The organism is Tessaracoccus sp. ZS01 (assembly GCF_022342445.1).
In the GTDB taxonomy this organism is placed as follows: Bacteria; Actinomycetota; Actinomycetes; order Propionibacteriales; family Propionibacteriaceae; genus Arachnia.
Genome location: NZ_PQFE01000001.1, coordinates 210,583 through 234,519 on the forward strand (window position 1 = coordinate 210,583; position 23,937 = coordinate 234,519).

Annotated in this window: 26 protein-coding genes; 17 read left to right on the plus strand and 9 right to left on the minus strand. The window is 68.0% G+C overall.

Annotation, left to right across the window (positions count from 1 at the left end; translation table 11 throughout):
* Nucleotides 1-61 precede the first annotated feature (61 nt).
* Both secG and C3E87_RS01020 read left to right on the plus strand, forming a co-directional pair.
* Nucleotides 62-391 carry a preprotein translocase subunit SecG gene (gene secG, locus C3E87_RS01015; protein WP_369819244.1) on the plus strand — a complete coding sequence of 110 codons (330 nt, stop codon included), beginning with the start codon at nt 62-64 and terminating at the stop codon, nt 389-391.
* A 57-nt stretch (nt 392-448) separates the two neighbouring features.
* Complete coding sequence (locus C3E87_RS01020) at nt 449-805, plus strand: RNA polymerase-binding protein RbpA (RefSeq protein WP_076058374.1); 357 nt, start codon at nt 449-451, stop codon at nt 803-805.
* A 24-nt stretch (nt 806-829) separates the two neighbouring features.
* Here the strand turns inward: C3E87_RS01020 and pgl are convergent, their stop codons facing one another.
* The 3 genes from pgl to zwf are packed head-to-tail and all read right to left on the minus strand — an operon-like array spanning nt 830 to nt 4,019.
* Complete coding sequence (pgl, locus tag C3E87_RS01025) at nt 830-1,564, minus strand: 6-phosphogluconolactonase (RefSeq protein WP_076058377.1); 735 nt, start codon at nt 1,562-1,564, stop codon at nt 830-832.
* A complete protein-coding gene (locus C3E87_RS01030) occupies nt 1,565-2,470 on the minus strand; it encodes a glucose-6-phosphate dehydrogenase assembly protein OpcA (protein WP_076058379.1) in 906 nt (301 codons plus the stop codon).
* A gap of 16 nt (nt 2,471-2,486) precedes the next feature.
* Nucleotides 2,487-4,019: a glucose-6-phosphate dehydrogenase gene (zwf, locus tag C3E87_RS01035; RefSeq protein ID WP_076059403.1), complete on the minus strand. Its 1,533-nt coding sequence runs from the start codon at nt 4,017-4,019 to the stop codon at nt 2,487-2,489.
* Between the two features lie 131 nt (nt 4,020-4,150).
* Between zwf and C3E87_RS01040 the strand changes: the two genes are divergently transcribed.
* Entirely contained in the window at nt 4,151-5,083 is a 933-nt protein-coding gene (locus C3E87_RS01040) for a heme o synthase (protein WP_076058381.1), read from the plus strand.
* Between the two features lie 18 nt (nt 5,084-5,101).
* On the opposite strand, the gene C3E87_RS01045 is transcribed toward C3E87_RS01040, so the two are convergent.
* The gene (locus C3E87_RS01045; RefSeq protein WP_076058384.1) at nt 5,102-7,150 is read right to left on the minus strand and encodes a prolyl oligopeptidase family serine peptidase; all 2,049 of its coding nucleotides are present in this window, start codon (nt 7,148-7,150) and stop codon (nt 5,102-5,104) included.
* Between the two features lie 41 nt (nt 7,151-7,191).
* Here C3E87_RS01045 and C3E87_RS01050 point away from each other — a divergent pair, with 41 nt between their 5' ends.
* Entirely contained in the window at nt 7,192-8,520 is a 1,329-nt protein-coding gene (locus tag C3E87_RS01050; RefSeq protein ID WP_076058385.1) for a DUF4921 family protein, read from the plus strand.
* Nucleotides 8,521-8,667: 147 nt separating this feature from the next.
* On the opposite strand, the gene C3E87_RS01055 is transcribed toward C3E87_RS01050, so the two are convergent.
* From C3E87_RS01055 to C3E87_RS01075, 5 genes are read right to left on the minus strand one after another with little or no spacing between them, the layout of a single operon-like run.
* The gene (locus C3E87_RS01055; protein ID WP_076058387.1) at nt 8,668-9,243 is read right to left on the minus strand and encodes a DinB family protein; all 576 of its coding nucleotides are present in this window, start codon (nt 9,241-9,243) and stop codon (nt 8,668-8,670) included.
* A gap of 11 nt (nt 9,244-9,254) precedes the next feature.
* Entirely contained in the window at nt 9,255-11,246 is a 1,992-nt protein-coding gene (locus tag C3E87_RS01060; protein ID WP_076058388.1) for a M3 family metallopeptidase, read from the minus strand.
* A gap of 29 nt (nt 11,247-11,275) precedes the next feature.
* Nucleotides 11,276-12,163, minus strand: coding sequence for a heme A synthase (locus tag C3E87_RS01065; protein ID WP_076058391.1), 888 nt, complete (start codon nt 12,161-12,163; stop codon nt 11,276-11,278).
* A complete protein-coding gene (locus C3E87_RS01070) occupies nt 12,151-12,912 on the minus strand; it encodes an ABC transporter permease (RefSeq protein WP_076058393.1) in 762 nt (253 codons plus the stop codon). The genes C3E87_RS01065 and C3E87_RS01070 overlap by 13 nt, the downstream gene beginning before the upstream one ends.
* On the minus strand, nt 12,909-13,619 hold the full coding sequence (locus C3E87_RS01075) for an ABC transporter ATP-binding protein (RefSeq protein WP_369819249.1): 711 nt from the start codon (nt 13,617-13,619) through the stop codon (nt 12,909-12,911). Before C3E87_RS01075 ends, C3E87_RS01070 begins: the two co-directional genes overlap by 4 nt.
* A gap of 165 nt (nt 13,620-13,784) precedes the next feature.
* On the opposite strand from C3E87_RS01075, the gene C3E87_RS01080 reads away from it, so the two are divergent.
* From C3E87_RS01080 to C3E87_RS01140, 13 genes are all read left to right on the plus strand, one after another.
* Nucleotides 13,785-14,456 carry a metalloregulator ArsR/SmtB family transcription factor gene (locus tag C3E87_RS01080; protein WP_076059405.1) on the plus strand — a complete coding sequence of 224 codons (672 nt, stop codon included), beginning with the start codon at nt 13,785-13,787 and terminating at the stop codon, nt 14,454-14,456.
* A gap of 14 nt (nt 14,457-14,470) precedes the next feature.
* A complete protein-coding gene (gene sufB, locus C3E87_RS01085; RefSeq protein ID WP_076058398.1) occupies nt 14,471-15,913 on the plus strand; it encodes a Fe-S cluster assembly protein SufB in 1,443 nt (480 codons plus the stop codon).
* 44 nt (nt 15,914-15,957) lie between these two features.
* Complete coding sequence (sufD, locus tag C3E87_RS01090) at nt 15,958-17,139, plus strand: Fe-S cluster assembly protein SufD (protein WP_076058401.1); 1,182 nt, start codon at nt 15,958-15,960, stop codon at nt 17,137-17,139.
* Nucleotides 17,136-17,465 carry a non-heme iron oxygenase ferredoxin subunit gene (locus C3E87_RS01095; protein WP_076058404.1) on the plus strand — a complete coding sequence of 110 codons (330 nt, stop codon included), beginning with the start codon at nt 17,136-17,138 and terminating at the stop codon, nt 17,463-17,465. The genes sufD and C3E87_RS01095 overlap by 4 nt, the downstream gene beginning before the upstream one ends.
* A gap of 61 nt (nt 17,466-17,526) precedes the next feature.
* A complete protein-coding gene (sufC, locus tag C3E87_RS01100; protein ID WP_076058405.1) occupies nt 17,527-18,291 on the plus strand; it encodes a Fe-S cluster assembly ATPase SufC in 765 nt (254 codons plus the stop codon).
* Nucleotides 18,288-19,532, plus strand: coding sequence for a cysteine desulfurase (locus tag C3E87_RS01105; RefSeq protein WP_369819250.1), 1,245 nt, complete (start codon nt 18,288-18,290; stop codon nt 19,530-19,532). Before sufC ends, C3E87_RS01105 begins: the two co-directional genes overlap by 4 nt.
* A gap of 3 nt (nt 19,533-19,535) precedes the next feature.
* Nucleotides 19,536-19,970, plus strand: coding sequence for a Fe-S cluster assembly sulfur transfer protein SufU (gene sufU, locus C3E87_RS01110; RefSeq protein WP_076058407.1), 435 nt, complete (start codon nt 19,536-19,538; stop codon nt 19,968-19,970).
* Between the two features lie 26 nt (nt 19,971-19,996).
* The gene (locus tag C3E87_RS01115; RefSeq protein ID WP_076058408.1) at nt 19,997-20,386 is read left to right on the plus strand and encodes a metal-sulfur cluster assembly factor; all 390 of its coding nucleotides are present in this window, start codon (nt 19,997-19,999) and stop codon (nt 20,384-20,386) included.
* Between the two features lie 58 nt (nt 20,387-20,444).
* Complete coding sequence (locus C3E87_RS01120; RefSeq protein ID WP_076058409.1) at nt 20,445-20,939, plus strand: bifunctional nuclease family protein; 495 nt, start codon at nt 20,445-20,447, stop codon at nt 20,937-20,939.
* 67 nt (nt 20,940-21,006) lie between these two features.
* On the plus strand, nt 21,007-21,837 hold the full coding sequence (locus tag C3E87_RS01125; protein WP_076058410.1) for an alpha/beta fold hydrolase: 831 nt from the start codon (nt 21,007-21,009) through the stop codon (nt 21,835-21,837).
* A 64-nt stretch (nt 21,838-21,901) separates the two neighbouring features.
* Nucleotides 21,902-22,789 (plus strand): EamA family transporter RarD, encoded by an 888-nt coding sequence (gene rarD / locus C3E87_RS01130; protein WP_076058411.1) that lies wholly within the window; start codon nt 21,902-21,904, stop codon nt 22,787-22,789.
* 28 nt (nt 22,790-22,817) lie between these two features.
* Nucleotides 22,818-23,129, plus strand: a complete 312-nt coding sequence (locus C3E87_RS01135; protein ID WP_158069019.1) for a hypothetical protein — start codon at nt 22,818-22,820, stop codon at nt 23,127-23,129.
* Nucleotides 23,126-23,929, plus strand: coding sequence for a 1-acyl-sn-glycerol-3-phosphate acyltransferase (locus tag C3E87_RS01140; RefSeq protein ID WP_158069020.1), 804 nt, complete (start codon nt 23,126-23,128; stop codon nt 23,927-23,929). Before C3E87_RS01135 ends, C3E87_RS01140 begins: the two co-directional genes overlap by 4 nt.
* Nucleotides 23,930-23,937 lie beyond the last annotated feature (8 nt).

The window sequence follows — 23,937 nt, forward strand, 5'->3', positions numbered from 1 at the left end:
CCCCATCGTCCGGGCATGCTGCCCGGGCTTTGGGGGGTTTCTCCTTTCGGAGCAACCATGCGTGGCGAAAGTGCTCACCACAGGGGTACCGGATGTGGATTATCCGGCGCTGTCGGTTAGGCTGTACCGCGTGATTGTCCCCTTGGTTTCATGGCCCATTACCACGCTGTCAGTGATCGTCGTGATCCTCAGCATCCTCCTTGCGGCCACCGTTCTGCTCCACAAAGGCCGTGGCGGCGGAATGTCAGATCTGTTCGGCGGCGGCATGTCGACCTCCATGGGTGGCGTGTCCACCGCTGAGCGTCGTCTTGACCGGATCACGGTGGTGCTCGCCGTCGTGTGGCTGTTGACGATCGTCGGTCTCCTGGTGCTGTATCGCATCGGCGCCTGATCACTCATCCTCATACCCTTTTCAATCCATCACTTCTCGTAGTAGGAGAACAGCAAAGTGGCAGGTGGCAACGCCATTCGCGGCAGCCGTGTAGGCGCCGGTCCCATGGGCGAGGCAGAACGGGGCGAAGCAGCGCCCCGTATGCACGTTTCGTACTTCTGCGCCAGTGGTCACGTGACCACGCCGGCGTTTGCAGCCGAAGCCCAGATTCCTGAGTCGTGGGACTGCCCGCGCTGCGGCCTCCCGGCCAACATGGATGCGGAGAATCCTCCTCCGCCTCCGAAGATCATTCCCTACAAGACCCACCTCGCGTATGTGAAGGAGCGTCGCACCGACGCCGAAGCAGCGCAGATCCTCGAAGAGGCGATCTCCGCACTGCGGGCCCGCCGCGCCGCGGGTGAGGTCATCTACTGAGCGGACACCGCTGAGGAGGTGGCCTCAGAAGGTGCAGGTGTGCTGGGCCGGGAGACCGGCCGAGGCACCCGCATCGAGGAACCACAGAGTTGCATTCCGGCCGCGCACATGCGCGGCCGGAATGCTTTCATCGCCGTCGAGCGAACGCTGCACCGCGTCCGCCTTGGCCTCGCCAGTGGCCATGATCCACATCTCCGCGCCCCGGTTGAGGGTGGGGATGGTGAGGGAGATGCGTTCCGACGGCGCCATGGGGCTGTCCTCAACCCCGATCACGGCGCGGCTCGTCGTCGGGTCGAAACTGGGGTGGCCGGGGAAGATCGACGCGACGTGGCCGTCGTTGCCGATGCCGAGCAGGGTGATGTCGAAGCGGGTGTCGCCCAACTCCTCCTCGTACTCCGCCGCTGACTCCTGGCTGTCCTTGCGGCCGTCCTTGGCCGCCATCATGTGGGTGTCGGCGGAAGTGATCGAGACGGTGCGGGCCAGTCTGCTGATGGCCTGGAGCGAGTTGCGGGCCGGGTCTGTGGTGGGCACGAAGTGCTCGTTGCCCCACCACAACTGGAGTTTCGAGGCATCCAGGGCTGAACCGTCGGCCAGTTCGGCGAACTGCTCATACATGGCGTTGGCCGCGTTGCCCCCCGTCAGGCAGAGGTGCACCGTGTCCTGCGTGCGTTGCAGCTCGATGATCTTGGCCAGCAACTGTGCCGCGACCACCCGGCTCACGTCCGCCGCCGTCTCCAGCCGGACCACCCGCGTGTACATCTAGCTCGCCTCCGAATCCTTGACCACCCGTTGGACCGCTGCCTCGAAGATGTCGTCGGCGTCCATCCGCTGGAGTTCCTCAGTGATGAGGTCGGTCAGCGGACGACGGCGCAGCGCGACGGTGCGGTCCGGCTCGCCGGGCACGCGGTAGTGGGCGGCACCCTCGCGGACGCGGCTGAGGACGATGTCGCCCTTCTCCGTGTTGAGCACGACCTCGTTGACGCCCGGGTGGTCACCGTCGACGCGGTGGACGTCAACGCCGAGGCGCTCGCTCAGCCAGGCCGCGAGCAGCGTGGCAGGTGCGTTGTCCGGCGCGGAACGCACGCAGGCGCCGGTCACGACGGACCGGGTCTGGTCCAGGGAAGCGGTCAGGAGCGCGCGCCACCGGGTGAGGCGCGTCCAGGTGAGGTCCGTGTCGCCGTCGGCGTGGTTGCGGGCGCGACGCACCAGGGCCTGCTGCGGATCAGGATCTCCGGCGGCGTCGGTGATGCGGCGGTCTGCCAGGGAACCGATGGGATCCTCCGCCAAGTGGTCCGGCGCCGTGTTGGGCCACCACACGATGGTGGGGGAGTCCGGCAAGAGCAGCGGCAGGCAGATGGAGTCGCCGTGTTCGCGGAGCGAGCCGTGCAGGCGCAGGATCAGAAGGTCGCCGGGGTGCCCCTCACCCACCTGGATCTCGGCGTCCAGGAACGGCTCGTCACCGTCGACGTAGGTCACGACGATGACCCGCGAGGGGTGCGCGGTGGCCGAGGCCTGCGCGGCGCGGAGCACCTCGTCGAAGTGGTCGTCGTCTGTGACCACGATCAGGGTCAGCACGAGGCCGGAGGCGCTGCCCACTGTGCGGCGCGCGTTGATCAGGGCGGCCGCGATGTCGCGGGCCGAGGTATCAGTCAGGTCGATGATCATGAGTTCTCTGTCTCCCTTACGGCCGACGCCACTTGAAGCCGTCACGGGCCAGCATCTCGTGCCCCGACTCGGGGCCCCAGGTGCCGGACTCGTACTGTTCGGGCTGCCCGTCCAGGGACGCCCAGTATTCGATGACCGGATCCAGGATCTGCCAGCTCAGCTCCACTTCCTCCTGTTGCGGGAAGAGCGGCGGGTCGCCCAGGAGGACGTCGAGGATGAGGCGCTCGTAGGCCTCCGGGGAGGATTCGGTGAAGGAACCGCCGTAGCCGAAGTCCATCGAGACCTCACGGATCTCCATCTGGGTGCCCGGCACCTTGGCGCCGAAGCGCAGCGTGACGCCCTCGTCCGGCTGGATCCGCATGACCAGCGCGTTGGTGCCCAGTTCCTCGGTGTCCGTGGCGGTGAACGGCAGGTGCGGCGCACGCTTGAAGCTGAGCGCCACCTCGGTCACGCGGCGGGGCATCCGCTTGGCGGTGCGGAGGTAGAACGGCACCCCGGCCCACCGTCGGTTGTCGATGTCGACACGGATGGCCGCGTAGGTCTCCGTGGCGGAGCCCTCCGCCACACCGTCCTCCTGCAGGTAACCGATGACCTGCTTGCCGCCCTGCCAGCCGGCCGCGTACTGGCCGCGGGCGGTGTGGAGGTCGTAGCGCTGCGGCACGCGGGCGGCGGCGAGCACCTTCTTCTTCTCGGTGCGCAACTGCGAGGCCTCGAAGCTGGTGGGTTCCTCCATGGCGGTGAGCGCCAGGAGTTGGAGGAGGTGGTTCTGCATGACGTCGCGGGCGATGCCGATGCCGTCGAAGTAGCCGGCGCGGCCACCGATGCCGATGTCCTCGGCCATCGTGATCTCCACATGGCTGACGTAGTGGTTGTTCCAGATGGGCTCGAACATCTGGTTCGCGAAGCGCAGCGCCAACATGTTCTGGACGGTTTCCTTGCCCAGGTAGTGGTCGATGCGGAAGACCTCGTGCGGCTGGAACAGCGAACTGACCACCGCGTCGAGTTCCTTGGCGGAGGCCAGGTCGTGGCCGAAGGGCTTCTCGATGACCACGCGGTTCCAGTTGTCGTCCGCGACGCGCTCCGTCAGGCCGTGCTTGCGCAGCATCGTCATGACCGGCTCGAAGCCCGACGGGGGGATGGACAGGTAGAACGCGTGGTTGCCACCGGTGCCCCGGGTGGTGTCCAGTTCGCGGATGGTTGCCCCGAGGCGCTCGAACGAGGCGTCGTCGTTGAAGGAACCGGAGACGAACCGGATGCCCTCCAGGAGTTGTTCCCAGACCTCTTCGCGGAACGGGGTGCGGGCATTCTCCTTCACCGCGTCGTGCACCACCTGGGCGAAATCCTGGTTCGCCCAGTCGCGGCGCGCGAAGCCCACCAGCGCGAAACCGGGCGGCAACAGGCCGCGGTTGGCCAGGTCGTAGACGGCGGGCATCAGCTTCTTGCGCGACAGGTCACCCGTCACACCGAAGATGACCAGGACGCAGGGTCCGGCGATGCGAGGCAGGCGGCGGTCCTGGGGATCGCGCAGGGGATTGGTGTAGGCGTTCATCGGGACCAACACTAGACGCACCCGGCGGGGTGGGGAAGCAATCGCTCGTCCGCTGGCCGGGCACCGGGAATCATCGCTTAGGTGCCCGGCGGGCGGGCGGGTAGACTGCTTCGGAAATCGCGAAGACGAGAATCGGGGTGCGTGTGGCGGTCCAGGCTCAGGCCCAGCCTACGGAGGCTCGCTTCGGCGACGTCATACGGGCCTATGTGGCACTGACGAAACCCCGGATCATCGAGTTGCTGCTCGTGACGACCGTGCCCGCCATGTTCCTGGCAGCTGGTGGGCTGCCCCCGTGGGAACTGATCCTCTGGACGATGATCGGCGGCATGTTCGCCGCAGCCTCGGCCAACACCTTCAACTGTGTGATCGACGCCGACATCGACGAGATCATGCGCCGCACCCGCCGTCGTCCCGTGCCGCGCCACCAGATCTCCACGCGCAACGCTCTCGTCTTCGGCATCGTGCTGGGCGTGCTGGCCACGCTGGTGCTGGGCTTCGGCGCCAACTGGCTCTCCGCCATCCTCGCGCTGGTGGCGAACGCCTTCTATGTCTTCGTCTACACCATGTGGCTCAAGCGCCGCACCTCCCAGAACATCGTCTGGGGCGGTATCGCCGGCTGCTTTCCGCCACTCATCGGCTGGACCGCCGTGACCGGTTCCGTTGCGTGGGCACCGTTCATCCTGTTCGGCGTGGTGTTCCTCTGGACCCCGCCCCACACGTGGGCGTTGGCGTTCCGGTACAAGGATGATTACGCCGCGGCCGACGTGCCCATGCTCCCCGTGGTGCGCACCGCACCGCAGGTGGGGGCCCAGATCTTCTGGTACTCCGTGGCCACCGTCGTGATGTCGCTGCTCCTGTGGCCGGTGACGCCCACGGGATGGCTGTACCCGGCCGTCGCGCTGGTCACCGGCCTGATCTTCCTGTGGGAGGCGCTCCAGCTGTGGCGCCGCGCCCGGGCGGGCATGGAGGGGGCGCAGCTCAAGGCGATGAAGCTCTTCCACTACTCCAACACCTATCTCGCGATCCTCTTCCTCGCCGTCGCGATCGACCCGCTGCTCTTCTGACGGCGTGCCCGGGGGGCCTCACAGGTTCTCCACGGCCCCCATCGCGCGCCCCTCGCGTCGTGCGGCCACGAACTCCAGCACCGTGTCGTACCAGACCTTGGCGTGCTGGGGCGTGAGGATCCAGTGGTTCTCGTTCGGGAAGTACAGGAACCGGTGCGGCAGGTCCGCGGGGTCGCCGTCGAAGGCGCTCGCCAGGGCCCACCAGAGCGCGAGTCCTTCGCCGATCGGGACGCGGTAGTCCTTGTCCCCATGGATGACCAGCATGGGCGTCGTGATCTGCGCGGCGAACTGGTGGGGCGAGAACTTCGCCTGCATCTCCGGCGTCATCTCACGCTTCCAGTACCAGGCGGCGTCGGTCGTGGGCCCGAAGTTGCCGAGGTTCCAGAGCGACGCATGACTGACGATCGCCGTGAACCGGTCGGTCTGGGTGGCGATCCAGTTGGCCATGTAGCCACCGAACGAGCCGCCCATCATCACCGAGGCATCGCTGCGGATGTCGTCGCGGGCCTCGGCCGCGTCGGTCAGCGCCATCACGTCTGTGAAGGGTTCGGCGCCCCACCGACCCCAGCCCCGCTGGATGTAGCTCTGGCCGTAGCCGGTCGACAGGGCAGGGTCGGGCAGCAACACCGCCTGCCCCCTCGAGACGAGCAGCCAGGGGCACCAGCGCCAGGACCAGGAGTTCCACGAATTCAGCGGGCCGCCGTGCACCCACAGCGTGAGCGGGGCGGGCTGGCCCGCCGAAGCGCCCTCGGGGAGGATGAGCCAGCCGGGGACGCGAGTGCCGTCGGACGCCTCCGTCTCGACGCGCTCGAGGCGGCCGGGGAGCGGCGGGTACTCGACGGGGGCACGCAGCACTGTGGCGGTGCCAGAGGCGGCCTCGACCGCGACGATCTCGCCCGGGCTCGCGTACGAGGCCCGGAGGGCGTACAGCGTGGTGCCGTCAGGGCTGCGCAGCACTGACGAGTGGGAGCCGTCGCCGGTGAGCCGGCGCACCTCGCCGGAGGCGACGTCGATGGCGAAGATCGGGCAGGTGCCGTCGTCGTCCGCGGTCGCGTACAGGGTGCGGCCGTCAGGCGAGAAGGCGACGGGGGTGGCCCACCGGTCCCAGCCGCTGGCGACCTCGTGTCCCTCGCCGGATGCGACGTCGATCAGCCACAGGGTGGGCCGCGGAGCGCGCTCAGCGGTGGAGCGCGCCGTGCGAACGCAGGCGACGGTGGCGCCGTCGTCGGTGAAGATGGGGCTGCCGTACTCGTGCCCGTCGTCGGCGGCCAGGGTGCGGCGCTGGCCGCTGGCCACGTCGATCAGCTCGAGCTGCGACATGGTCTCGCCCGCGGGCCGTGGCACGCCCCAGACGACGGCGAGCGCGGCGCCGTCGCGGGAGAGCACGGCATCCCGCACCGAGCGGCCGACGTCACCGGTCAGATCGCGCAGGCCTTCCAAGGAGCGGTCTCCGTCGCCGCCGACGGTGGCGGCCTTCAGCCGCGTCGTCTCGGGGCCGAGGTCCTTATCCCAGAAGCGCACGGGGTAGCCGTCGTGCAGGATCGCCGAGATCTTCCTCTTGCCGCGCGCCTCACGCTTGGCCGCGTCGGCCTCCTCGTCCTCAACTCCCGCGTGCATCAGCACTCCGAGCACGACGGTGTCGGACAACGGGCTGGTGAGGACGTCGCCCCAGCCGCCGTCGCGACGGGCGAGCACGTAGGCCTCGCCACCGTCGGCAGGCAGGCACCACAGGGCGGTCGTCGACTTCTTCGGCTCGTCCTCGCCGACGGCCGGTACGTCGCGCTTGGAGGTGAACAGCAGGGACCCGTCGGGCAGGAAACCTGCGGCGGACTCGCCCTGCACAGAGCGCGTGTAGCGGGTGGCGGCCCGCTCGCCGTGCGGGTCCACGCGCCACAGGGCGCTGGCGTATCCCGTCCTGTCTGCGGTGACTCCCTGGACCGAGCACACCAGGGTCTCGCCGTCGGGGCTGAGCCTGAGGGCGCCGAGGCGGGGCAGCGACACGTAGGCGTCGAGATCGAACCAGGGGGAAGCGTGCTCCTCGGTGGCGGGATGCGAGAGGTCTGTCATGACTTCCACCTTGCCACGCCTGCCGCGGCTAATGTCGGAACATGGCACCGCTCGTGCGCGAACCCGAGTACATCACCGAACTGCGCGACGGGACGGTCAAGCAGCTCAACCCGTTCACGGGCACCGAGGTGTGGACCGTACCCGGCCGGGGGGACCGGCCGCTCGGCCTCATCGCTCCCCATCCGCTGCCCATCCGCGACGACGAGCGCGGCCGCCACTGCCCCTTCTGCGAGCAGCGCTACATGGAGACCCCGCCCGAGAAGTCCCGGGTCGTCCGTCGCGACGACGGTTCCTGGGCGACCCTCTACCGCACGCCGGCTGAAGAGCTGTTCACCACCGTCGCGGAGTTCCGGAGGGTGCCGAACCTCTTCGAGATCCTGAGCTACGACTACTGGCACAAGAACTACGGGTTCGAGTTGCCGGCCCCGGTCGCCGAGCGGCGGGAGGCATATCTGGCATCGCCGGCGGGGCTCGACCACGTGATGCGGGTGACGGAGGCGAAGCTTTACGCCCGTGGCCTGACCGACGCGGAGGTGGCCGCACTCAGCCACGAGGAGAAGCTGCAGACCGCGTCAGGCTTCTTCGGCGGGGGCCACGACCTGGTCATCGCCCGGCGACACTTCGTCGATGCGGCCGCCGACGACTCGGAGTTGGCCGCCTCAGGCACGCTCACCCCGGAGGAGCATGCGCAGTTCATCGCCTACACCGTCGAGTGCACGCGGATGGCGTTCGAGGTCAACCGGTACGCCCGCTACGTGGCGGTGTTCCAGAACTGGCTGAGACCTGCCGGCGCCTCGTTCGACCACCTCCACAAGCAGCTTGTCTCCATCGACGACCGCGGCCACCAGCAGGAGGCGGAACTGGTCAGGCTGCGCGAGAACCCCAACATTTTCAACGACGCGGCCGCCAACTACGCCGCGCGGCGCAACCTGATCATCGCGGAGAACGAGCACGCCGTCGCGTTCGCCGGGTTCGGCCACCGGTACCCGACGGTTGAGATCTATTCCCGGTCACAGCACTCGGACCCCTGGGAACAGCACCCGGACGAGATCAGGGGGATGTCCGACCTGATCCACGCCATGCATGCGGCCACCGGGGCCCGGGTGCCCTCGAATGAGGAGTGGCACTACCGGCCCATCGACGTGAACCTGGCCATGCCGTGGCGGGTCATGCTGAAGTGGCGCGTGTCGACGCTTGCCGGGTTCGAGGGCGCCACGAAGATCTACCTGAACACCCTCAGCCCCGCCACGATCCGCGACCGGGTGGTCTCGGAGCTCTACCCGCTACGGGAGAGGGGACTGATCGCGGCCGACCTGAGGATCGCGACGGAGGCCTCCTGCTTCCCGAACCCGCTGCGCTATTCCCGGTGACAGGGGTGTCGCGGCCACGGGCTGGCTGATTGTCCGCGGCCATGCTGCAGGGAGCGCACTGGGCGTTCCTGGGGGTGGGTGCGGTGTGGACGGCTGCGGTGATCGCCGGCTTCTTCCTCCGCACACCGGAGGAAGAAACCCACGAGGTCACTGCTGGCTGAAGCCCTCGGCGATGCCGGTGAGCCGCAGGACGTGGGTGTCCCAGCCGCCGTCCGGCTCCCACATGTTGGTGTTCTGCGCCAGCACGCCGAGCCGGCCGTCGATCCCCTCGCGGAGGATGTCGGCGTGGCCGGCGTGGCGTGCGATGTCGCCGAGCACATGCGCGAGGAGGAACCCCAGCGTGGTGTCGCCGCGCTCGCCCCACCATTCGACCCTCCCGGGCGCGTCGAGGTCCAGCTCGTCGATCGCCTGGTCGACCTCGACCGCCACCGCCCGGTACAGCTCGATGAGGTCGTCGGCGCGCTCATCCCCGGTGGCGTACATGTCGGCGTTCGGATCCTGCTCGAAGTCGATCTCCGGGAGCCTGAGCTCGGACGCTCGCCCCATGCTGGTCACGAAATAGCCGTGCTCGACAGCCAGGCAGTGCTTGATCAGCCCCAACAGGTTGGTGCCGGTGGGGGTGCGGGGCAGGCGCAGGTCGCGCTCGTCCAGTCCCTCCGCCTTCCACAGGAGCGCCTCACGCTGCAGACGAAGCTGCCGGTGCAGTGCGGCCTTGATATCCATGCCGGAGCCTCTCAGATCGTCAGTCCGAGGCGGGCGAGCAGTGGCGCGAGTTCCGGGTCGCGCCCGCGGAAGCTCCGGTAGGTCTCCATCGGATCGACGGAGCCGCCGGGAGCCAGCAACGTGCGGCGGAAGTGTTCGCCGGCCTGGCGCAGCGTCATGGCCGGGGAATCGCCCTCGGTGTTCTCCGTGAACCAGCCCACCGCGTCGGCGTCCATCACCTTCGCCCACGCGTAGCCGTAGTAGCTGGCCGCGTAGCCGCCGCCCCAGATGTGGGCGAAGTACTGCGTGCGGTAGCGCGGGGGAACCAGCTCGTTGACAAGACCGTACTTCTCGAGGGCGCGGCGCTCGAAGCCCTCCACGTCGTCTGCCGACGTGGGCAGTTCCTCCAGCGGGGTGGTGTGCCAGACCAGGTCGAGTAGCGAGGCGAGCTCCGTCTCGGCGGTGGCGTAGCCCTGGCCGAACGCGGAGGCCTCTTCCAGCTTGGTGATCCACTCGGCGGGCAGCACGCGGCCAGGGGTCCAGGCCCAGTGTTCGTTGACCTGGCTGGGGAACTCGACGAAGTCGCGCGGGGTGTTGGCGCCCGAGCGTCCCGCGTAGCGGGAACTGGCCAACAGGCCGTGCAGCGCGTGGCCGAACTCGTGGAACATGGTGATCACGTCGTCCCAGGAGATGGCCGTGGTCGTCGGGGTGTAGTTGCAGTTGTTCGTCACCACCGGCAGATCGCCGGTGCGGTCCGACTGGTCCACAAGGTTGCTCATCCAGGCGCCGCCGTTCTTCGTGGGGCGGGCCCAGAAGTCCATCACGAACAGGCCGATGATGCCCTCGTCGTCGTGCACCTCGTAGGTCTGGGTGCCGGGAACGTGTCCGCCCAGGTCCTCGCGCAGCGTGAAGGTGAGTCCGTAGAGTTCCTCGGCCGCCGCGTAGACGGCCTTGAGCACCTTGTCCACCTGCAGGTATTCGCCCAACTCGGCCTCGTCGAAGGCGAAGCGCTCGCGGCGGACGATCGCCTCCACGAAGGTCCAGTCGGCAGCCGTGAACTCGGCCCCCGGACTCAGCTCGGCGTACCGCTCGCGGAGGTCCCTGCTCTCCTCGACGGCCTTGGCCAGAGCGGCCTGGGCCAGGGGCACGAGCATCTCCAGGATGGCGTCGACCGTCTTGGCGGTACCGGCCTCGGCGACGATCGCCGCGTGGTTCGGGTACCCGAGGAGTGTGGCGCGCTCAGCGCGGAGGCGGGCGATCTCGACGACGAGCTCACGGGTGTCGAACTCGCCGGACAGGGCGCGGGTGGTGGAAGCCTCCAGCAGCCGACGGCGCACGCCGGCGTCGGCGAGCTTGGCGGCCAGCGGCTGTTGGGTCGTGTTCACCAACTCGATCCGGTATCCGTCGTCGGTTTTCAGCGCTGCCTTCTCGTCCTCGGTGAGCCCCGTGATTTCCGCTTCGGTCACGGCGAAACCGCCGGCGACGCGGGCCTCGCGGTTCAGGGTCTCGAAGCGGCTGGACAGCTCCGCGAGCCGCTTGTTCATCGCACGGAGGCGCGTCTGTTCGTCGTCGGTGAGCGCGACACCGGCGCGGCGGAACGAGCGCAGCAGTTCGTCGAGCGCGTAGCGGTCCTGGGCGTCAGCCTCGGTCTCGCCGTTGGCGATCCGGGCCTCGAGGGACTGCAGGCGGGCGTAGAGGTCGCGATCGAGGTAGATGGCGTCGCTGTGCTCGGCGAGGCGCGGCGCGATCTCCTCCTCGATGGCGATCATCTCGTCGGTGGCGTCGGACGCGTAGACCGCGAAGAAGGCGTTCATCGCCCGGAGCAGCACGTCCTGGGCTGCATCCCATTCGGCCAGCAGGTTCTCGACGGTGGCGGGTGAACCGTCACCGCGCAGCTTGGCCAGTGCGCCCAGTTGGGTGCGCATGCCCTCCTCGATGGCCACGTGGTAGTCGCGGGGGGTGGCGTTGGCGAAATCGGGCAGCGAGAAGGGCAGTTCGGTGGTGAGCACGGGGTTGATCGACATGGCCTACAGCCTAGGCGCCTCCCCGCGCGCTAGGCGGCCGGATGCCCTGGGCGGGTGGAGAACAACAGCCAGGAGGCAGCGACGGTCAGCAGGGTGAGGCCCACCATGTGCAGGGCGACGACGCCGATGGGCAGGCCGAAGAAGTACTGGACGTAGCCGATGACACCCTGCAGCGCCACGGTGACCAACAGCAGGCGGGCGCTCTTGCGTGGCTGCTCCAGGCGGGAGCGGGCGAACACCACCAGACACACGATGGCCAGGCCGACGACGAGCCAGGCCGACAGCGCATGGAGGCGCGAGACGAACTCGAGGTCGAACCCCGTGCGCGGGGCCGTGGAGTCGCCGGCGTGCGGGCCGGAGCCGGTGACCACCGTACCGAGCCAGATCGACGCCATGGTGGCGGCGAACGTCAGGACCACCAGCCACCTGGCTCCGGGGGCCAGGGGAGTGGGGTGGACCCGGTAGCCGAGCGCGAGCGCCCACACGCAGAGGACGATCAGGAGAACCGACAGCAGCAGGTGGAGGGCCACGACGAAGGGGTTGAGGCCGCTCCACACCGTGAAGCCTCCGATGACGCCCTGGAAGGGGATGCCGATGCCCACCCCGAGCGTCAACCACCACAGCCGGCTCAGGCGGCCGCGGTTGCGCCAGGCGGCGATGAACGCGCCGAGGGCTGCGGCGGCGAGCACGAACGTGAGCAGCCTGTTGCCGAACTCGATGGTGCCGTGGATGCCGGCCTCAGGCGTGTTCGTCCAGGTGTCCGGCGTGCACCGGGGCCACTCGGAGCAGCCCAGCCCGGAGGCGGTCAGGCGCACCACCGCGCCGGTGACGATGATCCCCATGTTGCAGACCAGTGAGATCCACAACCAGGTGCGCAGCGCACGGTCACCGTCGAACAGTTTCTTCACGAGGTCCACGTGAACACCTTTCGTGCCAGCAGCAGGGTGGCGGCGCACCAGAGAGCTGCCACCAACAGCGGCCACCCCGGAACCACGCCCTGGGAGCCCTGTCGCAGGGCCTCCCCGAGAGCGCCGGTGGGGAGGAACGCGATGGCGGTGGCCGCCCATTCGGGGAAACGGTCCAACGGCAGGAGGATCCCCAGCGGCATCCCCACCAGGTAGAGCAGGTTGGCGACGGCCAGCGTCGCCTCCGGGCGCAGGGCGCCGGAGATGGCCAGCGCCAGCCCCGTGAACGCGCCCATCGACAGGAGGGCGACCAGCGCCGTGAGCAGGAACGACGCGACGGTGAACGACGGACGCCATCCCACCGCCAGCGCGATCACCGCCAGGACGAGGATCTGGCCCACCGTGATCAGTGTGATGCCGAGCCCCTTGCCCAGCAGGATGCCGGGTTTGCCCAGGGGAGTGGCGGCGATGCGCTCAAGCACGTTGTAGCGACGCTCGAAGCCGGTGGCGATGGCGAGCGTGGTGAGACAGGAACTCCAGATCACCAGGCCGATGACCGAGGGGGCCATCTGCTGGAGTTCCAGGCCCAACGCGGCGCCGAAGATCCGGCTGCCGATGAGCACGGCGACCGGGATCACGATGGCGAGGATGGCCTGCTCCCCGTTGCGGAGGATGAGGCTCGCCTCGGTGGTGGCCTGCGCCCACACCCGCCTCCCGAACGGAGCAGCGCCGGCGTCGGGTGCGAAGTTCAGGGCGGTCATGGCAGGTCTCCGGTCGTGTGGGTCAGGAACGCGTCCTCGAGGGAGCCGTTCACAGTCAGCTCCGCCACGGTGCCTTCGGCGGTGACCCGGCCACGGTCGACGATGAACACGTGGTCCGCCAGGGCTTCGGCCTCGTGCATGTCGTGCGTGGTGAGCAGGATGCCCACGCCGTCTGCGCGGATGCGGGCCAGCAGGTCCCAGATCGAACGGCGACTCCGGGGGTCCAGCCCAGCGGACGGTTCGTCCAGGAACACGAGATCCGGCCTGCCGACGAGCGCGCCGGCCAGGTTGACCGCCTGCTGTTGGCCGCCGGAAAGCCGACGGTACGGCGTCGTGGCGTAGTCGTCGATCCCGAGCAGTTCCATGAGCTGGTCAACGGGCTGCGGGTTGGCGTACAGGCGCGCCAGGTAGCCCAGCAGCCGGGAGGCCGTGATGCCGGACCAGGCTCCGGTGGTCTGCGGCATGAGGCCGATGCGGGGCAGCACCTCGGCAGAGCCGGGCGCGCCGTCGAACAGTGACAGCGTGCCCCCGTCGGGGACGGCCAGGCCGGTGCAGCAGCGGATGAACGTGGTTTTTCCTGCGCCGTTGGGGCCGAGCAGGGCAGTGATCCTGCCGGCCTCGGCGTTCAGGGAAAGCCCGGCGAGGGCCTGCTTCTTGCCGAAGGACAGGCGGAGGTCTCGGGCGGTCAGGACGGACACGTCCGACAGCCTATAGGAGAGGAGCCAGGGTGCCCGGACCGGTCTTTGCGACCTGCTGTCTCATCATCTGGATGGTTAGGCAAGCCTTGCTTGAATCCCGAACGAGATTGGGATTGACTTTTGAAACACATCTGTAAGCTAATTCGTGAGCGAAGGGTCAGGGAGGTGGACGTGATGGAAGCAGAAGTCGTCGAAACACCGACCCGCCAGCGAGTGGTGGGCCTGATCCTGGCCGACGGCCCGCAGACCGCCAAACAACTCGCCGACAGGCTCGCGCTCACCCCCGCGGCTGTGCGCCGCCATCTGGCCTCGCTGCTGGACGACGGGATCCTCGAGTCCCGCGAGGAGCGCGTCTACGGCCCGAGGGGCCGCGGGCGTCCGTCGAAGGTGTTCGTTCTGACCGACGCGGGCAGGGCCGAGTTCACCCAGGCCTACGACGACCTGGCCATCGCCGCGCTGCGCCGCCTCCAAGCCGTCGCGGGGCCCAACGCGGTGCGGGAACTGGCCAACGACCGGGTGGCGGAGATCGAGCAGCGCTACCTGCAACTGCACGCGGAGAACCCGGGTGCGAGGCCGCTGGATGCGCTGGTCGAGGTGCTCGGCCTCGACGGTTACGCCGCCTCCTCCCGCCCGCTCCGGACGGGCGACCAACTCCTCCAGCACCACTGCCCGGTCGCCCACGTGGCCGCAGAGTTCCCCATCCTCTGTGAGATTGAGACCCAGCTGTTCTCGCGGCTGCTGGACAGCCATGTCCAACGGCTCGCCACCATCGCCCACGGCGACGGCGTGTGCACCACGCACGTCCCCCACCGACTACCCACCCCGCAGATCCCGAAAAGAAAGTGACGGAGACGATCGATATGACGCAGACCGCACCCAAGGCACCAGGACTGGGAGCCACTCAGGACGAGCACCTCGAGGCGCTCTCGACGTACGAGTACGGCTGGCACGACTCGGACCTCGCCGGCGCCACCGCCGCGCGCGGTCTCAGCGAGGCCGTCGTCCGCAACATCTCCGGCCTGAAGAGCGAGCCCGAGTGGATGCTCGACCTCCGCCTCAAGGGGCTCAAGTTGTTCGACAAGAAGCCCATGCCCACGTGGGGCGCGGACCTCTCCGGCATCGACTTCGACAACATCAAGTACTTCGTGCGCTCCACCGAGCGTCAGGCCCAGACCTGGGAAGACCTGCCCGAAGACATCAAGAACACCTATGACCGCCTCGGTATCCCGGAGGCTGAGAAGGCCCGCCTCGTGGCCGGCGTCGCCGCGCAGTACGAGTCCGAGGTCGTCTACCACAAGATCAACGAGGAACTCGAGCGCCAGGGCGTCATCTTCCTCGACACCGACACCGCGCTGAAGGAGCACCCGGAGCTCTTCAAGGAGTACTTCGGCACGGTCATCCCCGTGGGCGACAACAAGTTCGCCTCGCTGAACACCGCCGTGTGGTCGGGTGGCTCGTTCATCTACGTGCCCAAGGGCGTCGAGGTGACCATCCCGCTGCAGGCCTACTTCCGCATCAACACGGAGAACATGGGCCAGTTCGAGCGCACGCTGATCATCGTCGACGAGGGCGCCTCCGTGCACTACGTCGAGGGTTGCACCGCCCCGATCTACTCGTCGGACTCGCTGCACAGCGCCGTCGTCGAGATCATCGTGAAGAAGAACGCGCGCTGCCGCTACACCACCATCCAGAACTGGTCGACCAACGTCTACAACCTGGTCACCAAGCGCGCCATCTGCGAAGAGGGCGCCCTGATGGAGTGGATCGACGGCAACATCGGTTCCAAAGTCACCATGAAGTACCCCGCCGTCTACCTGATGGGCGAGCACGCCCGCGGTGAGACGCTGTCGATCGCCTTCGCGGGCGAGGGTCAGCACCAGGACGCCGGTTCGAAGATGGTGCACTGCGCGCCCAACACGCAGAGCTCCATCGTGTCGAAGTCGGTGGCCCGCGGCGGCGGCCGTTCGTCGTACCGCGGCCTCGTGCAGGTCGATCCCGGAGCCCGTCACTCCGCGTCGTCGGTCATGTGTGACGCGCTGCTGGTGGACACCATCTCGCGTTCCGACACCTACCCCTACGTCGACGTGCGTGAAGAGGACGTCTCGATGGCCCACGAGGCCACCGTGTCGAAGGTCTCCGAGGATCAGCTGTTCTACCTCATGAGCCGTGGCATGGGTGAGATCGAGGCCATGGCGATGATCGTGCGCGGCTTCGTGGAGCCCATCGCGCGTGAGCTGCCCATGGAATACGCCCTCGAGCTGAACCGCCTCATCGAGCTGCAGATGGAGGGCGCGGTCGGCTGATGCCGTCCCAGCCCGCCCGCCCACACCATTTGAAGGAAGAAGAATTGACCACCATCACTGAGGCCCCCAACGTGGCCGCAGCCATCGAAACCGTCGAGTCGCACCTCCACCCCACCCCGTCGTGGAACGTCGAGGATCACCCGCTGCCCACCGGCCGCGAGGAGATCTGGCGGTTCACCCCGCTCAAGCGGTTCAAGACCCTCCTCAACCCTGTGGCTGAGGGTCTGGGTTCGCTGGAGTGGAGCGGCGAGTTCCCCGAGAGCGTGACCGTCGAGTCGATCACCGCTGAGCAGGCCCAGGCACTCGCCAACGAGGCGCCCACGGACCGGATCTCGGCCCTGGCTGCCTTCCAGTCCATCCACCGCACGCACATCCGGATCGCGGCCAACACGGAGCTCACCGAGCCCATCGTGTTCACCGGCCGGGGCAACGGCGGCGAGGCCCGCGACCACGTCGTGGTCAGCGTCGGTGCCAATTCCCGCGCCACCATCGTGTTCCGGTACGTCGGCTCGGCCAACTACGCCGAGAAGACCGACGTCATCGTCGGCGACGGGGCCAAAGTGAACTTCGTCACCCTGCAGGACTGGGACACCGGTTCGGTGCACGGCGGTCAGCGCACCGTCGCCATCGGCCGCGACGCCCACGTCAAGACGGTCACCGCCTCCCTGGGCGGTAACGTCCGGCTCCAGGAGAACTCGACCTACAAAGGCCCGGGCGGGGAACTGGAGGCCTACGGCCTCTACTTCGCCGACGAGAACCAGCACATCCAGCACCGGCTGTTCGTGGACCACAACGCGCCGCACACCAAGTCCAACGTGGACTACCGCGGTGCGCTGCGCGGCAAGGGTGCGCACTCGGTGTGGATCGGCGACGTGCTGATCCGCAAGATCGCTGAGGGCATCGACACCTATGAGTCGAACAAGAACCTCGTCCTGACGGACGGCTGTCAGGCTGATTCGGTCCCCAACCTGGAGATCGAGACCGGCGAGATCGCCGGCGCCGGCCACTCGTCGTCCACCGGCAGGTTCGACGACGAGCAGCTGTTCTACCTGATGGCCCGCGGTATCCCGGAGGTGGAGGCCCGTCGCCTGGTGGCGCACGGCTTCTTCGCCGACATCATCCGCAGGGTCGGTATCCCGGAGATCGAGGCGCGTCTGCTCACCACGATCGAGCGCGAGCTCGACCTGGTGCACGGCTCGACCACCACGAAGGCCGACGAGCAGTGAGCCCCCAGGCGGTCTGCAAGGTCACGGACCTGACGACGGACGTCCCTCTCGCCGTGGAGGTGGACGATGAGCTCACCGTTGCCATCGTCCGCCACGGCGGGAAGATCTACGCGATCGAGGACGAGTGCAGCCACGGCAAGGTGGCTCTCTCCGAGGGAGACGTCGTCGATGACACGATCGAGTGCTACCTGCACGGATCGGTCTTCGACCTGGCCACCGGCCGCCCGCTCAACCTGCCCGCCACGGAGCCGGTGCGCGTGTTCGCGTGCCACATCGAAGGCGACGACGTCCTGATCGACGTCCACGCCACCGTCACCCAGTACTGACACACGGGGGGTACGCCCCCGCACATCCCCCCAATAGATTCACTCAGGAGAAACAGCAACCATGTCAACCCTCGTCATCTCCGACCTGCACGTCGACATCCAGACCGAGGACGGCCCGAAGCAGATCCTCAAGGGCGTCAACCTCACCATCAAACCCGGTGAGATCCACGCCCTCATGGGCCCCAACGGTTCGGGCAAGTCGACCTTGGCCTACGCCATCGCCGGTCACCCCAAGTACACGATCACCCAGGGCACCGTCACCCTCGACGGTGAGGACCTCACCGCTCTGTCGGTCGACGAGCGCGCCCGCGCCGGTCTCTTCCTCGCCATGCAGTACCCCGTCGAGGTGCCCGGCGTGTCCGTCGCCAACTTCCTGCGCACCGCCAAGACCGCCATCGACGGCGAGGCCCCCAAGGTCCGCACCTGGGTCAAGGAGGTCGAGCAGACGCTCACCGAGCTGCAGCTCGACAAGTCCTTCTCCGGCCGCTCCGTGAACGAGGGCTTCTCCGGCGGTGAGAAGAAGCGTCACGAGATCGCCCAGCTCCAGCTGCTCAACCCCAAGGCGGCCATCCTCGACGAGACCGATTCGGGCCTCGACATCGACGCGCTGCGCATCGTCTCCGAGGGCGTGAACAAGTACTCGGCGCAGGGTGACCGCGCCGTCGTCCTCATCACCCACTACACCCGCATCCTGCGCTACATCGAGCCCACGTTCGTGCACGTCTTCGTCGACGGCCGCATCGTGGCCGAGGGAGGCAAGGAACTGGCCGAGAACCTCGAGGCCGAGGGCTACGAGAAGTACATCAAGGAAGCTGCCAACGCCTGATGCTGGACACCAACCTGATCCGGGCCGACTTCCCCATCCTGCGGCGCAGGGTGGGGGAGTCCCCGTTGGCCTACCTCGACTCGGCGAACACCTCGCAGAAGCCGCGCCAGGTGGTCGACGCCGTGGCCGAGCACTACCTGCAGCACAACGCGAACGTGGCGCGCGCCATGCACCTCCTGGGTGCTGAGGCGACCGAGGCGTTCGAGAATGCGCGGGGGAAGGTGGCCCGGTTCATCGGTGCGTCCCGTGGCGAGGAGATCGTCTTCACCAAGAACGCGTCCGAGGCGCTCAACCTGGTGGCCAACTCGCTGGGCGCCGGGCTCAAGCCCGGCGATGAGGTGGTCATCTCCGTCATGGAGCACCACTCCAACATCGTGCCCTGGCAGATGGCCTGCCAGCGTTCCGGCGCCACGCTGCGCTGGTTCGACATCACGGAGGAGGGCCGCCTCGATCTCGAGGCCGCCGAACGCGACAACCTCATCAACGAGCGCACCAGGATCGTGTCGATCACGGCCGTGAGCAACGTGCTGGGCACCCACAATCCGGTGACGCTCCTCGCTGACAAGGCGCACGCCGTCGGGGCGCTGCTGGTGGTCGACGGTTCGCAGTCGGTCCCGCACGAGGTCACCGACGTGTCGACCATGGGCGCAGACCTGTTGGCCTTCACCGCGCACAAGATGCTCGGCCCGACGGGTGTCGGCGTGCTGTGGGGCCGCTACGAGCTGCTCGCCACCATGCCGCCGTTCCTGGGCGGCGGCGAGATGATCGAGATCGTCGAGATGGAGCGCTCCACCTACGCGGCGCCTCCGCACCGGTTCGAGGCCGGCACCCCGCCGATCGCACAGGCCGTGGGGCTGGGGGCCGCTGTCGACTACCTGACGCGCGTCGGCATGGACGCCATCGCCGAGCATGAGCACGAGATCACCAAGTACGCGCTGGCCAAGCTGACGGCCATCGAGGGTCTGAGGATCCTCGGCCCCACCGTCGCAGAGGATCGCGGCAGCGCCATCTCGTTCAACATCGCCAACGTGCATCCGCATGACGTGATGCAGGTGCTGGACTCGCGCGGGGTCGCCATCCGGGGAGGCCACCACTGCGCCCGCCCGTTGCACAAGCGCCTGGGCCACCAGAGCTCGACGCGCGCGTCGTCGTACCTGTACACCACCCCTGCGGAGATCGACGCGTTGGCGGACGCGCTGGTCTTCACCCGTAACTACTTCGCCCCGAAGCTGAAGGGCTGAGACATGAACATCGACGAGCTGTACCAGACGATCATCCTGGACCACTACCGCGAGAAGCACCACGCGGGGCTGCGCGAGCCGTTCCAGGCGGAGGTCCACCACGTGAACCCGTCCTGCGGCGACGAACTGACGCTCCGCGTGCAGATCGACGACGGCAAGGTGACCGACATCTCGTACGACGCCGAAGGCTGCTCGATCTCGCAGGCGTCCGTGTCGATCATGACGGACCTGCTGATCGGCACCCCCGTCGAGCACGCGCTGGAGATGCACGACCAGTTCCTGGAGGTCATGCACAGCCAGGGCGCCATCGTCCCCGACGAGGACGTCTTCGAAGACGCCATCGCCTTCGCGGGCGTGTCCAAGTTCCCCGCCCGCGTCAAGTGTGCGCTGCTCGGCTGGTCGGCCATGCGCGACGCTGCCCTCCAGGCCTCGGCCTGATCATCGTTTCAACAAAGGATCCCGATATGACTGAACCCCGGCCCAGCGACCTGGTGAAGGACACCCTGCCCGACGTCGACATCGAGAAGCCGGCCACCGGCACCGCGGTGCCCTCGGTCGACGAGGTGCTCGAGGCCATGAAGGACGTCGTCGACCCCGAACTGATGGTCAACGTGGTGGACCTCGGCCTGGTGTACGGCGCACAGGTCGACGACGAAGCCAACGTCACCATCGACATGACGCTGACGTCGCCCACCTGCCCGCTGACCGACAAGATCGAGTACGACACGAAGTACGTGCTCGACGGGTTGGCGAACTCCGTGGCGATCAACTGGGTGTGGCTGCCGCCGTGGACGCTCGAGATGATCACCGAGGACGGCCGCGAGCAGTTGCGGGCCATCGGCTACAACCTCTAACGGTTCCCCCGGCCCCGGATAGACTTGGGAGGGACCCCGATCCCGGAGGTGGTCCGCCATGATCCAAGTCGATCTCACCAGTATGGCTATCGATGCTCGTGGGCTCCCGGTGGTGCTGTTGAAGCCCAGCGTGCCCCGCGAAGACCTCAAGGTGTTCCTGCCCATCTGGATCGGTGGACAGGAGGCCACGGCCATCATGGTCGCGCTCGAGGGAGCGGTCCTGGCCCGGCCCATGTCGTACGACCTGATGTCCCGGCTCCTGGAGGCGATGGAGGCCACGGTGGACAGGGTGGCGGTCACCCGGCTCGAGGCGGGCACCTTCTATGCGGAGATCACCCTCGGCACGGCTGAGGGGCCCAAGGTGATCGACGCCAGGCCGTCGGATTCCATCGCGCTCGCGCTGCGGGTGGGGGCGCCCATCTTCGTGGCGGAGGAAGTGTTGCGCGAGGCCGGCATCCACGAGGGCGAACTGTCTGAGGCCGAGGAAGAGGCCCAGGTCGAGCAGTTCAGCGAGTTCCTGGACACCGTCGACCCGGATGACTTCCGCGGCTGACCGTCCGGGAACCCCCTCGCGGACTAGCCTGGGCGGCAGGACACACCACAGCCCAAGGAGGCGAGACATGCCCACTGTCACCACTGCCGACGGCGTCACCCTCAACTACACCGACACCGGCGGCGCAGGCCGGCCGCTGGTGCTGATCCACGGCTGGCCCCTCTCCGGGGAGGCCTTCGCCCGCAACATCCCGCGCTTCGAAGAGGCGGGCCACCGCGTCATCACCTACGACCGACGCGGCTTCGGCAAGTCCGACAAGCCCGCGGACGGCTACGACTACGACACCCTGGCCGACGACCTCCGGTCGCTGCTCGACGAACTCGACCTCCACGGTGCCGTGCTCCTGGGCTTCTCGATGGGCGGGGGAGAGGTCGCCCGCTACCTGGGCAGGTACGGCTCCGACAGGGTGGCCGGTGCCATCTTCTCCGGCTCCGTCACCCCGGCGCTCTGCATCACTGACGACAACCCGGACGGCGCCATGCCGATGGAGGGCTTCAGGGGCATGGCGGACCAGTGTCGCGAGGACCGCGACGGCTTCCTGGAGAAGTTCATCGGCTGGTTCTACTCGACGGATGAACGTGGCCTGCAGGTCGGCGACGACGTCCGGCTGGCCGCTCTGGAGATCGCCAGGCAGTCTGATCCCCACGCGGCGGTGGAGACCATCCTGATCTGGGCGGAAGACATGCGCGACGACTGCCGCGCCATCGACGTCCCCACCCTCGTCATCCATGGAGATGGCGACCTCAACGTGCCGATCAGCAAGTCGAGCGAGCGGATGCACCAGTACATCCCCCAGTCGCAGCTCGCGGTCATCGAGGGTGGCCCGCACGGGCTCAACGATTCGCATGCCCGCGAATGGAACATGGATGTCCTCGACTTCTTGGAGACGCTCGACTAGCGGTACGGTTCCTTGGCCGGCGGCGTGCGACGATGCGCACGCGGCCGGTTGAAGGACAGGTGAGATGACGGACTCCGACAAGGGGCTGGGCTATGGTCTGGCCGCCTACGGCTTGTGGGGCCTGTTCCCGCTCTACTTCGTGTTGTTCGAGCGCTCAGGGGCGCTGGAGGTGGTGGCCCACCGGGCAGTTTGGTCGCTGGTCTTCTGCGCCGTGTTCCTGACCGTCCTCGGGCAGTGGCGCCACCTGAAGAAGGCGTTGGCGGATCGTCGCACCGTCCTGTCGCTGGCCGTCGCCGGCGTGTTGATCGTCGTCAACTGGTCCACCTACGTCTTCGCGGTACTCACGGGCCACACCCTCGAGACCGCACTGGGGTACTTCATCAACCCGCTGGCCGTGGCGGCCCTCGGCATCCTCGTGCTGGGCGAGCGGCTGAGGCCGCTGCAGTGGACCGCGATGTTCTTCGGCCTGGCGTCGGTCGTGGTGATGGTGGTCGCCTACGGCCAGGTGCCGTGGGCTGCCCTGACCCTCGCCGCCTCCTTCGGCACCTACTCGCTGGTCAAGAAGCTCGCGGGCCGCTCCGTCGGGGCCCTGCCCGGCCTCGCCATCGAGACGGGCGCCGTGGCACCCATCGCCATCGGCTTCCTCATCTATCTCGCCGTCACCGGCCAGTCGACGGCCACCGGTGGCTACAGCGTGCTCTTGACCACCACCGGCATCGTGACGGCGATCCCGCTGCTGCTCTTCGCTGCCGCGGCTCGCCGCGTCTCGATGGTGACCATCGCGATCCTGCAGTACATCGCGCCGATCGGGCAGTTCCTCCTGGGCTGGCTGTACTTCGGCGAGCCGATGCCACCCAGTCGCTGGGCGGGTTTCGCCCTGATCTGGGTCGCTGTCCTGTTGTTCGTCACTGACGCCGTCGTGGTCACCCGTCGGAGGGCTCCCCGCCCCTAGCCGCCGCCGACACGGCTAAAGTTGCGGCATGTCCCACCGCTGGTTGCCTCCTGCATTTCTCGGGCTCGCTGTCCTCGGGGCAATGGGCGTGGCCGTCTGGGCCGTGGGGCAGGGCGCGACGTGGCTCGCTTTCATCCCGGCCTTCGCGCTCGGCGCGGCGCTCGTGGTGTGGAAGCAGCCGTACGGCATGTCGGCGACCTTCACCGCCGCCGCCGTCACAGTGATCGCAGCGCTGCTCCTCCTCGGCGACGTCTGGCTCTACTTCCTCCCCTCGGCGCTCATCGCGTCCATGGCCGCCGCGTTGCGTCTCGCCGTCCCGGTGCGCAGAGTGACGCCGTGAGCACGCTCGAGCGCGGCCGCAAGCCGTGGCGACTCCCGCTGAACCAGGTCAACCAGGAGCACGGTCCGTGGGTCTACCGGCACCTCGTGTTGAGGTTCGTCCGGTTCGTGATCCCGCTGGTGGCCAGGCGACACTGGGCGGGTCAACACCACGTCCCCCAGGACGGCGGCCTGCTCGTGGTGGCGAACCACATCTCCAACTTCGATCCCATCGTGTTGGGCGAATACCTCATCTACAGCGGCCGCTGGCCCCGTTTCCTCGGCAAGTCCGAGATCTGGAAGGTGCCGGTGCTGGGCTGGATCGCCCGCAAGTGTGAGCAGATCCCCGTCTACCGGAACACTGAGCAGGCCCGCGACTCCCTCATCCATGCGCGCCGCGCGCTCGAACGCGGCAAGTGCGTGATCATCTACCCGGAGGGCACCATCACCTCGGATCCCGACGCGTGGCCGATGACCGGCCGCCGCGGAGCGGCCCAACTCGCCCTGGAGACAGGGGTCACCGTGATGCCCGTCGCCCAGGTGGGCGCGGACCAGATCCTCGGTCGCAAGCACCTCGAATGGAAGAAGATGTTCGGTGGCCGCCGGGACGTGCACATCTTGGCGGGTGCGCCCCTCGATCTCAGCGCGTTCGCCGCTCAGAACTCCGACGGCGGGGAGGCCCCGAAGGAACTCCTCGACCAGGTCACGGACCACTTCCTGGACGTCCTGACCGCGATGGTCGCGGACCTGCGTGGCGAGACGCCGCCCGAGGGGCGTTGGGACATGCGAGCGGGAAGACGCGTAGACTCCTCGACGCACTAGGAGGACAT

What these genes read in the sequence shown, in the direction of transcription:
- pgl (WP_076058377.1), bottom strand. Translation starts at nt 1,564, where the DNA reads ATGTACACGCGGGTGGTCCGGCTGGAGACGGCGGCGGACGTGAGCCGG.
- C3E87_RS01030 (WP_076058379.1), bottom strand. Translation starts at nt 2,470, where the DNA reads ATGATCATCGACCTGACTGATACCTCGGCCCGCGACATCGCGGCCGCC.
- zwf (WP_076059403.1), bottom strand. Translation starts at nt 4,019, where the DNA reads ATGAACGCCTACACCAATCCCCTGCGCGATCCCCAGGACCGCCGCCTG.
- C3E87_RS01045 (WP_076058384.1), bottom strand. Translation starts at nt 7,150, where the DNA reads ATGACAGACCTCTCGCATCCCGCCACCGAGGAGCACGCTTCCCCCTGG.
- C3E87_RS01050 (WP_076058385.1), top strand. Translation starts at nt 7,192, where the DNA reads ATGGCACCGCTCGTGCGCGAACCCGAGTACATCACCGAACTGCGCGAC.
- C3E87_RS01055 (WP_076058387.1), bottom strand. Translation starts at nt 9,243, where the DNA reads ATGGATATCAAGGCCGCACTGCACCGGCAGCTTCGTCTGCAGCGTGAG.
- C3E87_RS01060 (WP_076058388.1), bottom strand. Translation starts at nt 11,246, where the DNA reads ATGTCGATCAACCCCGTGCTCACCACCGAACTGCCCTTCTCGCTGCCC.
- C3E87_RS01070 (WP_076058393.1), bottom strand. Translation starts at nt 12,912, where the DNA reads ATGACCGCCCTGAACTTCGCACCCGACGCCGGCGCTGCTCCGTTCGGG.
- C3E87_RS01080 (WP_076059405.1), top strand. Translation starts at nt 13,785, where the DNA reads ATGGAAGCAGAAGTCGTCGAAACACCGACCCGCCAGCGAGTGGTGGGC.
- sufB (WP_076058398.1), top strand. Translation starts at nt 14,471, where the DNA reads ATGACGCAGACCGCACCCAAGGCACCAGGACTGGGAGCCACTCAGGAC.
- sufC (WP_076058405.1), top strand. Translation starts at nt 17,527, where the DNA reads ATGTCAACCCTCGTCATCTCCGACCTGCACGTCGACATCCAGACCGAG.
- sufU (WP_076058407.1), top strand. Translation starts at nt 19,536, where the DNA reads ATGAACATCGACGAGCTGTACCAGACGATCATCCTGGACCACTACCGC.
- C3E87_RS01115 (WP_076058408.1), top strand. Translation starts at nt 19,997, where the DNA reads ATGACTGAACCCCGGCCCAGCGACCTGGTGAAGGACACCCTGCCCGAC.
- C3E87_RS01120 (WP_076058409.1), top strand. Translation starts at nt 20,445, where the DNA reads ATGATCCAAGTCGATCTCACCAGTATGGCTATCGATGCTCGTGGGCTC.
- C3E87_RS01125 (WP_076058410.1), top strand. Translation starts at nt 21,007, where the DNA reads ATGCCCACTGTCACCACTGCCGACGGCGTCACCCTCAACTACACCGAC.
- rarD (WP_076058411.1), top strand. Translation starts at nt 21,902, where the DNA reads ATGACGGACTCCGACAAGGGGCTGGGCTATGGTCTGGCCGCCTACGGC.
- C3E87_RS01135 (WP_158069019.1), top strand. Translation starts at nt 22,818, where the DNA reads ATGTCCCACCGCTGGTTGCCTCCTGCATTTCTCGGGCTCGCTGTCCTC.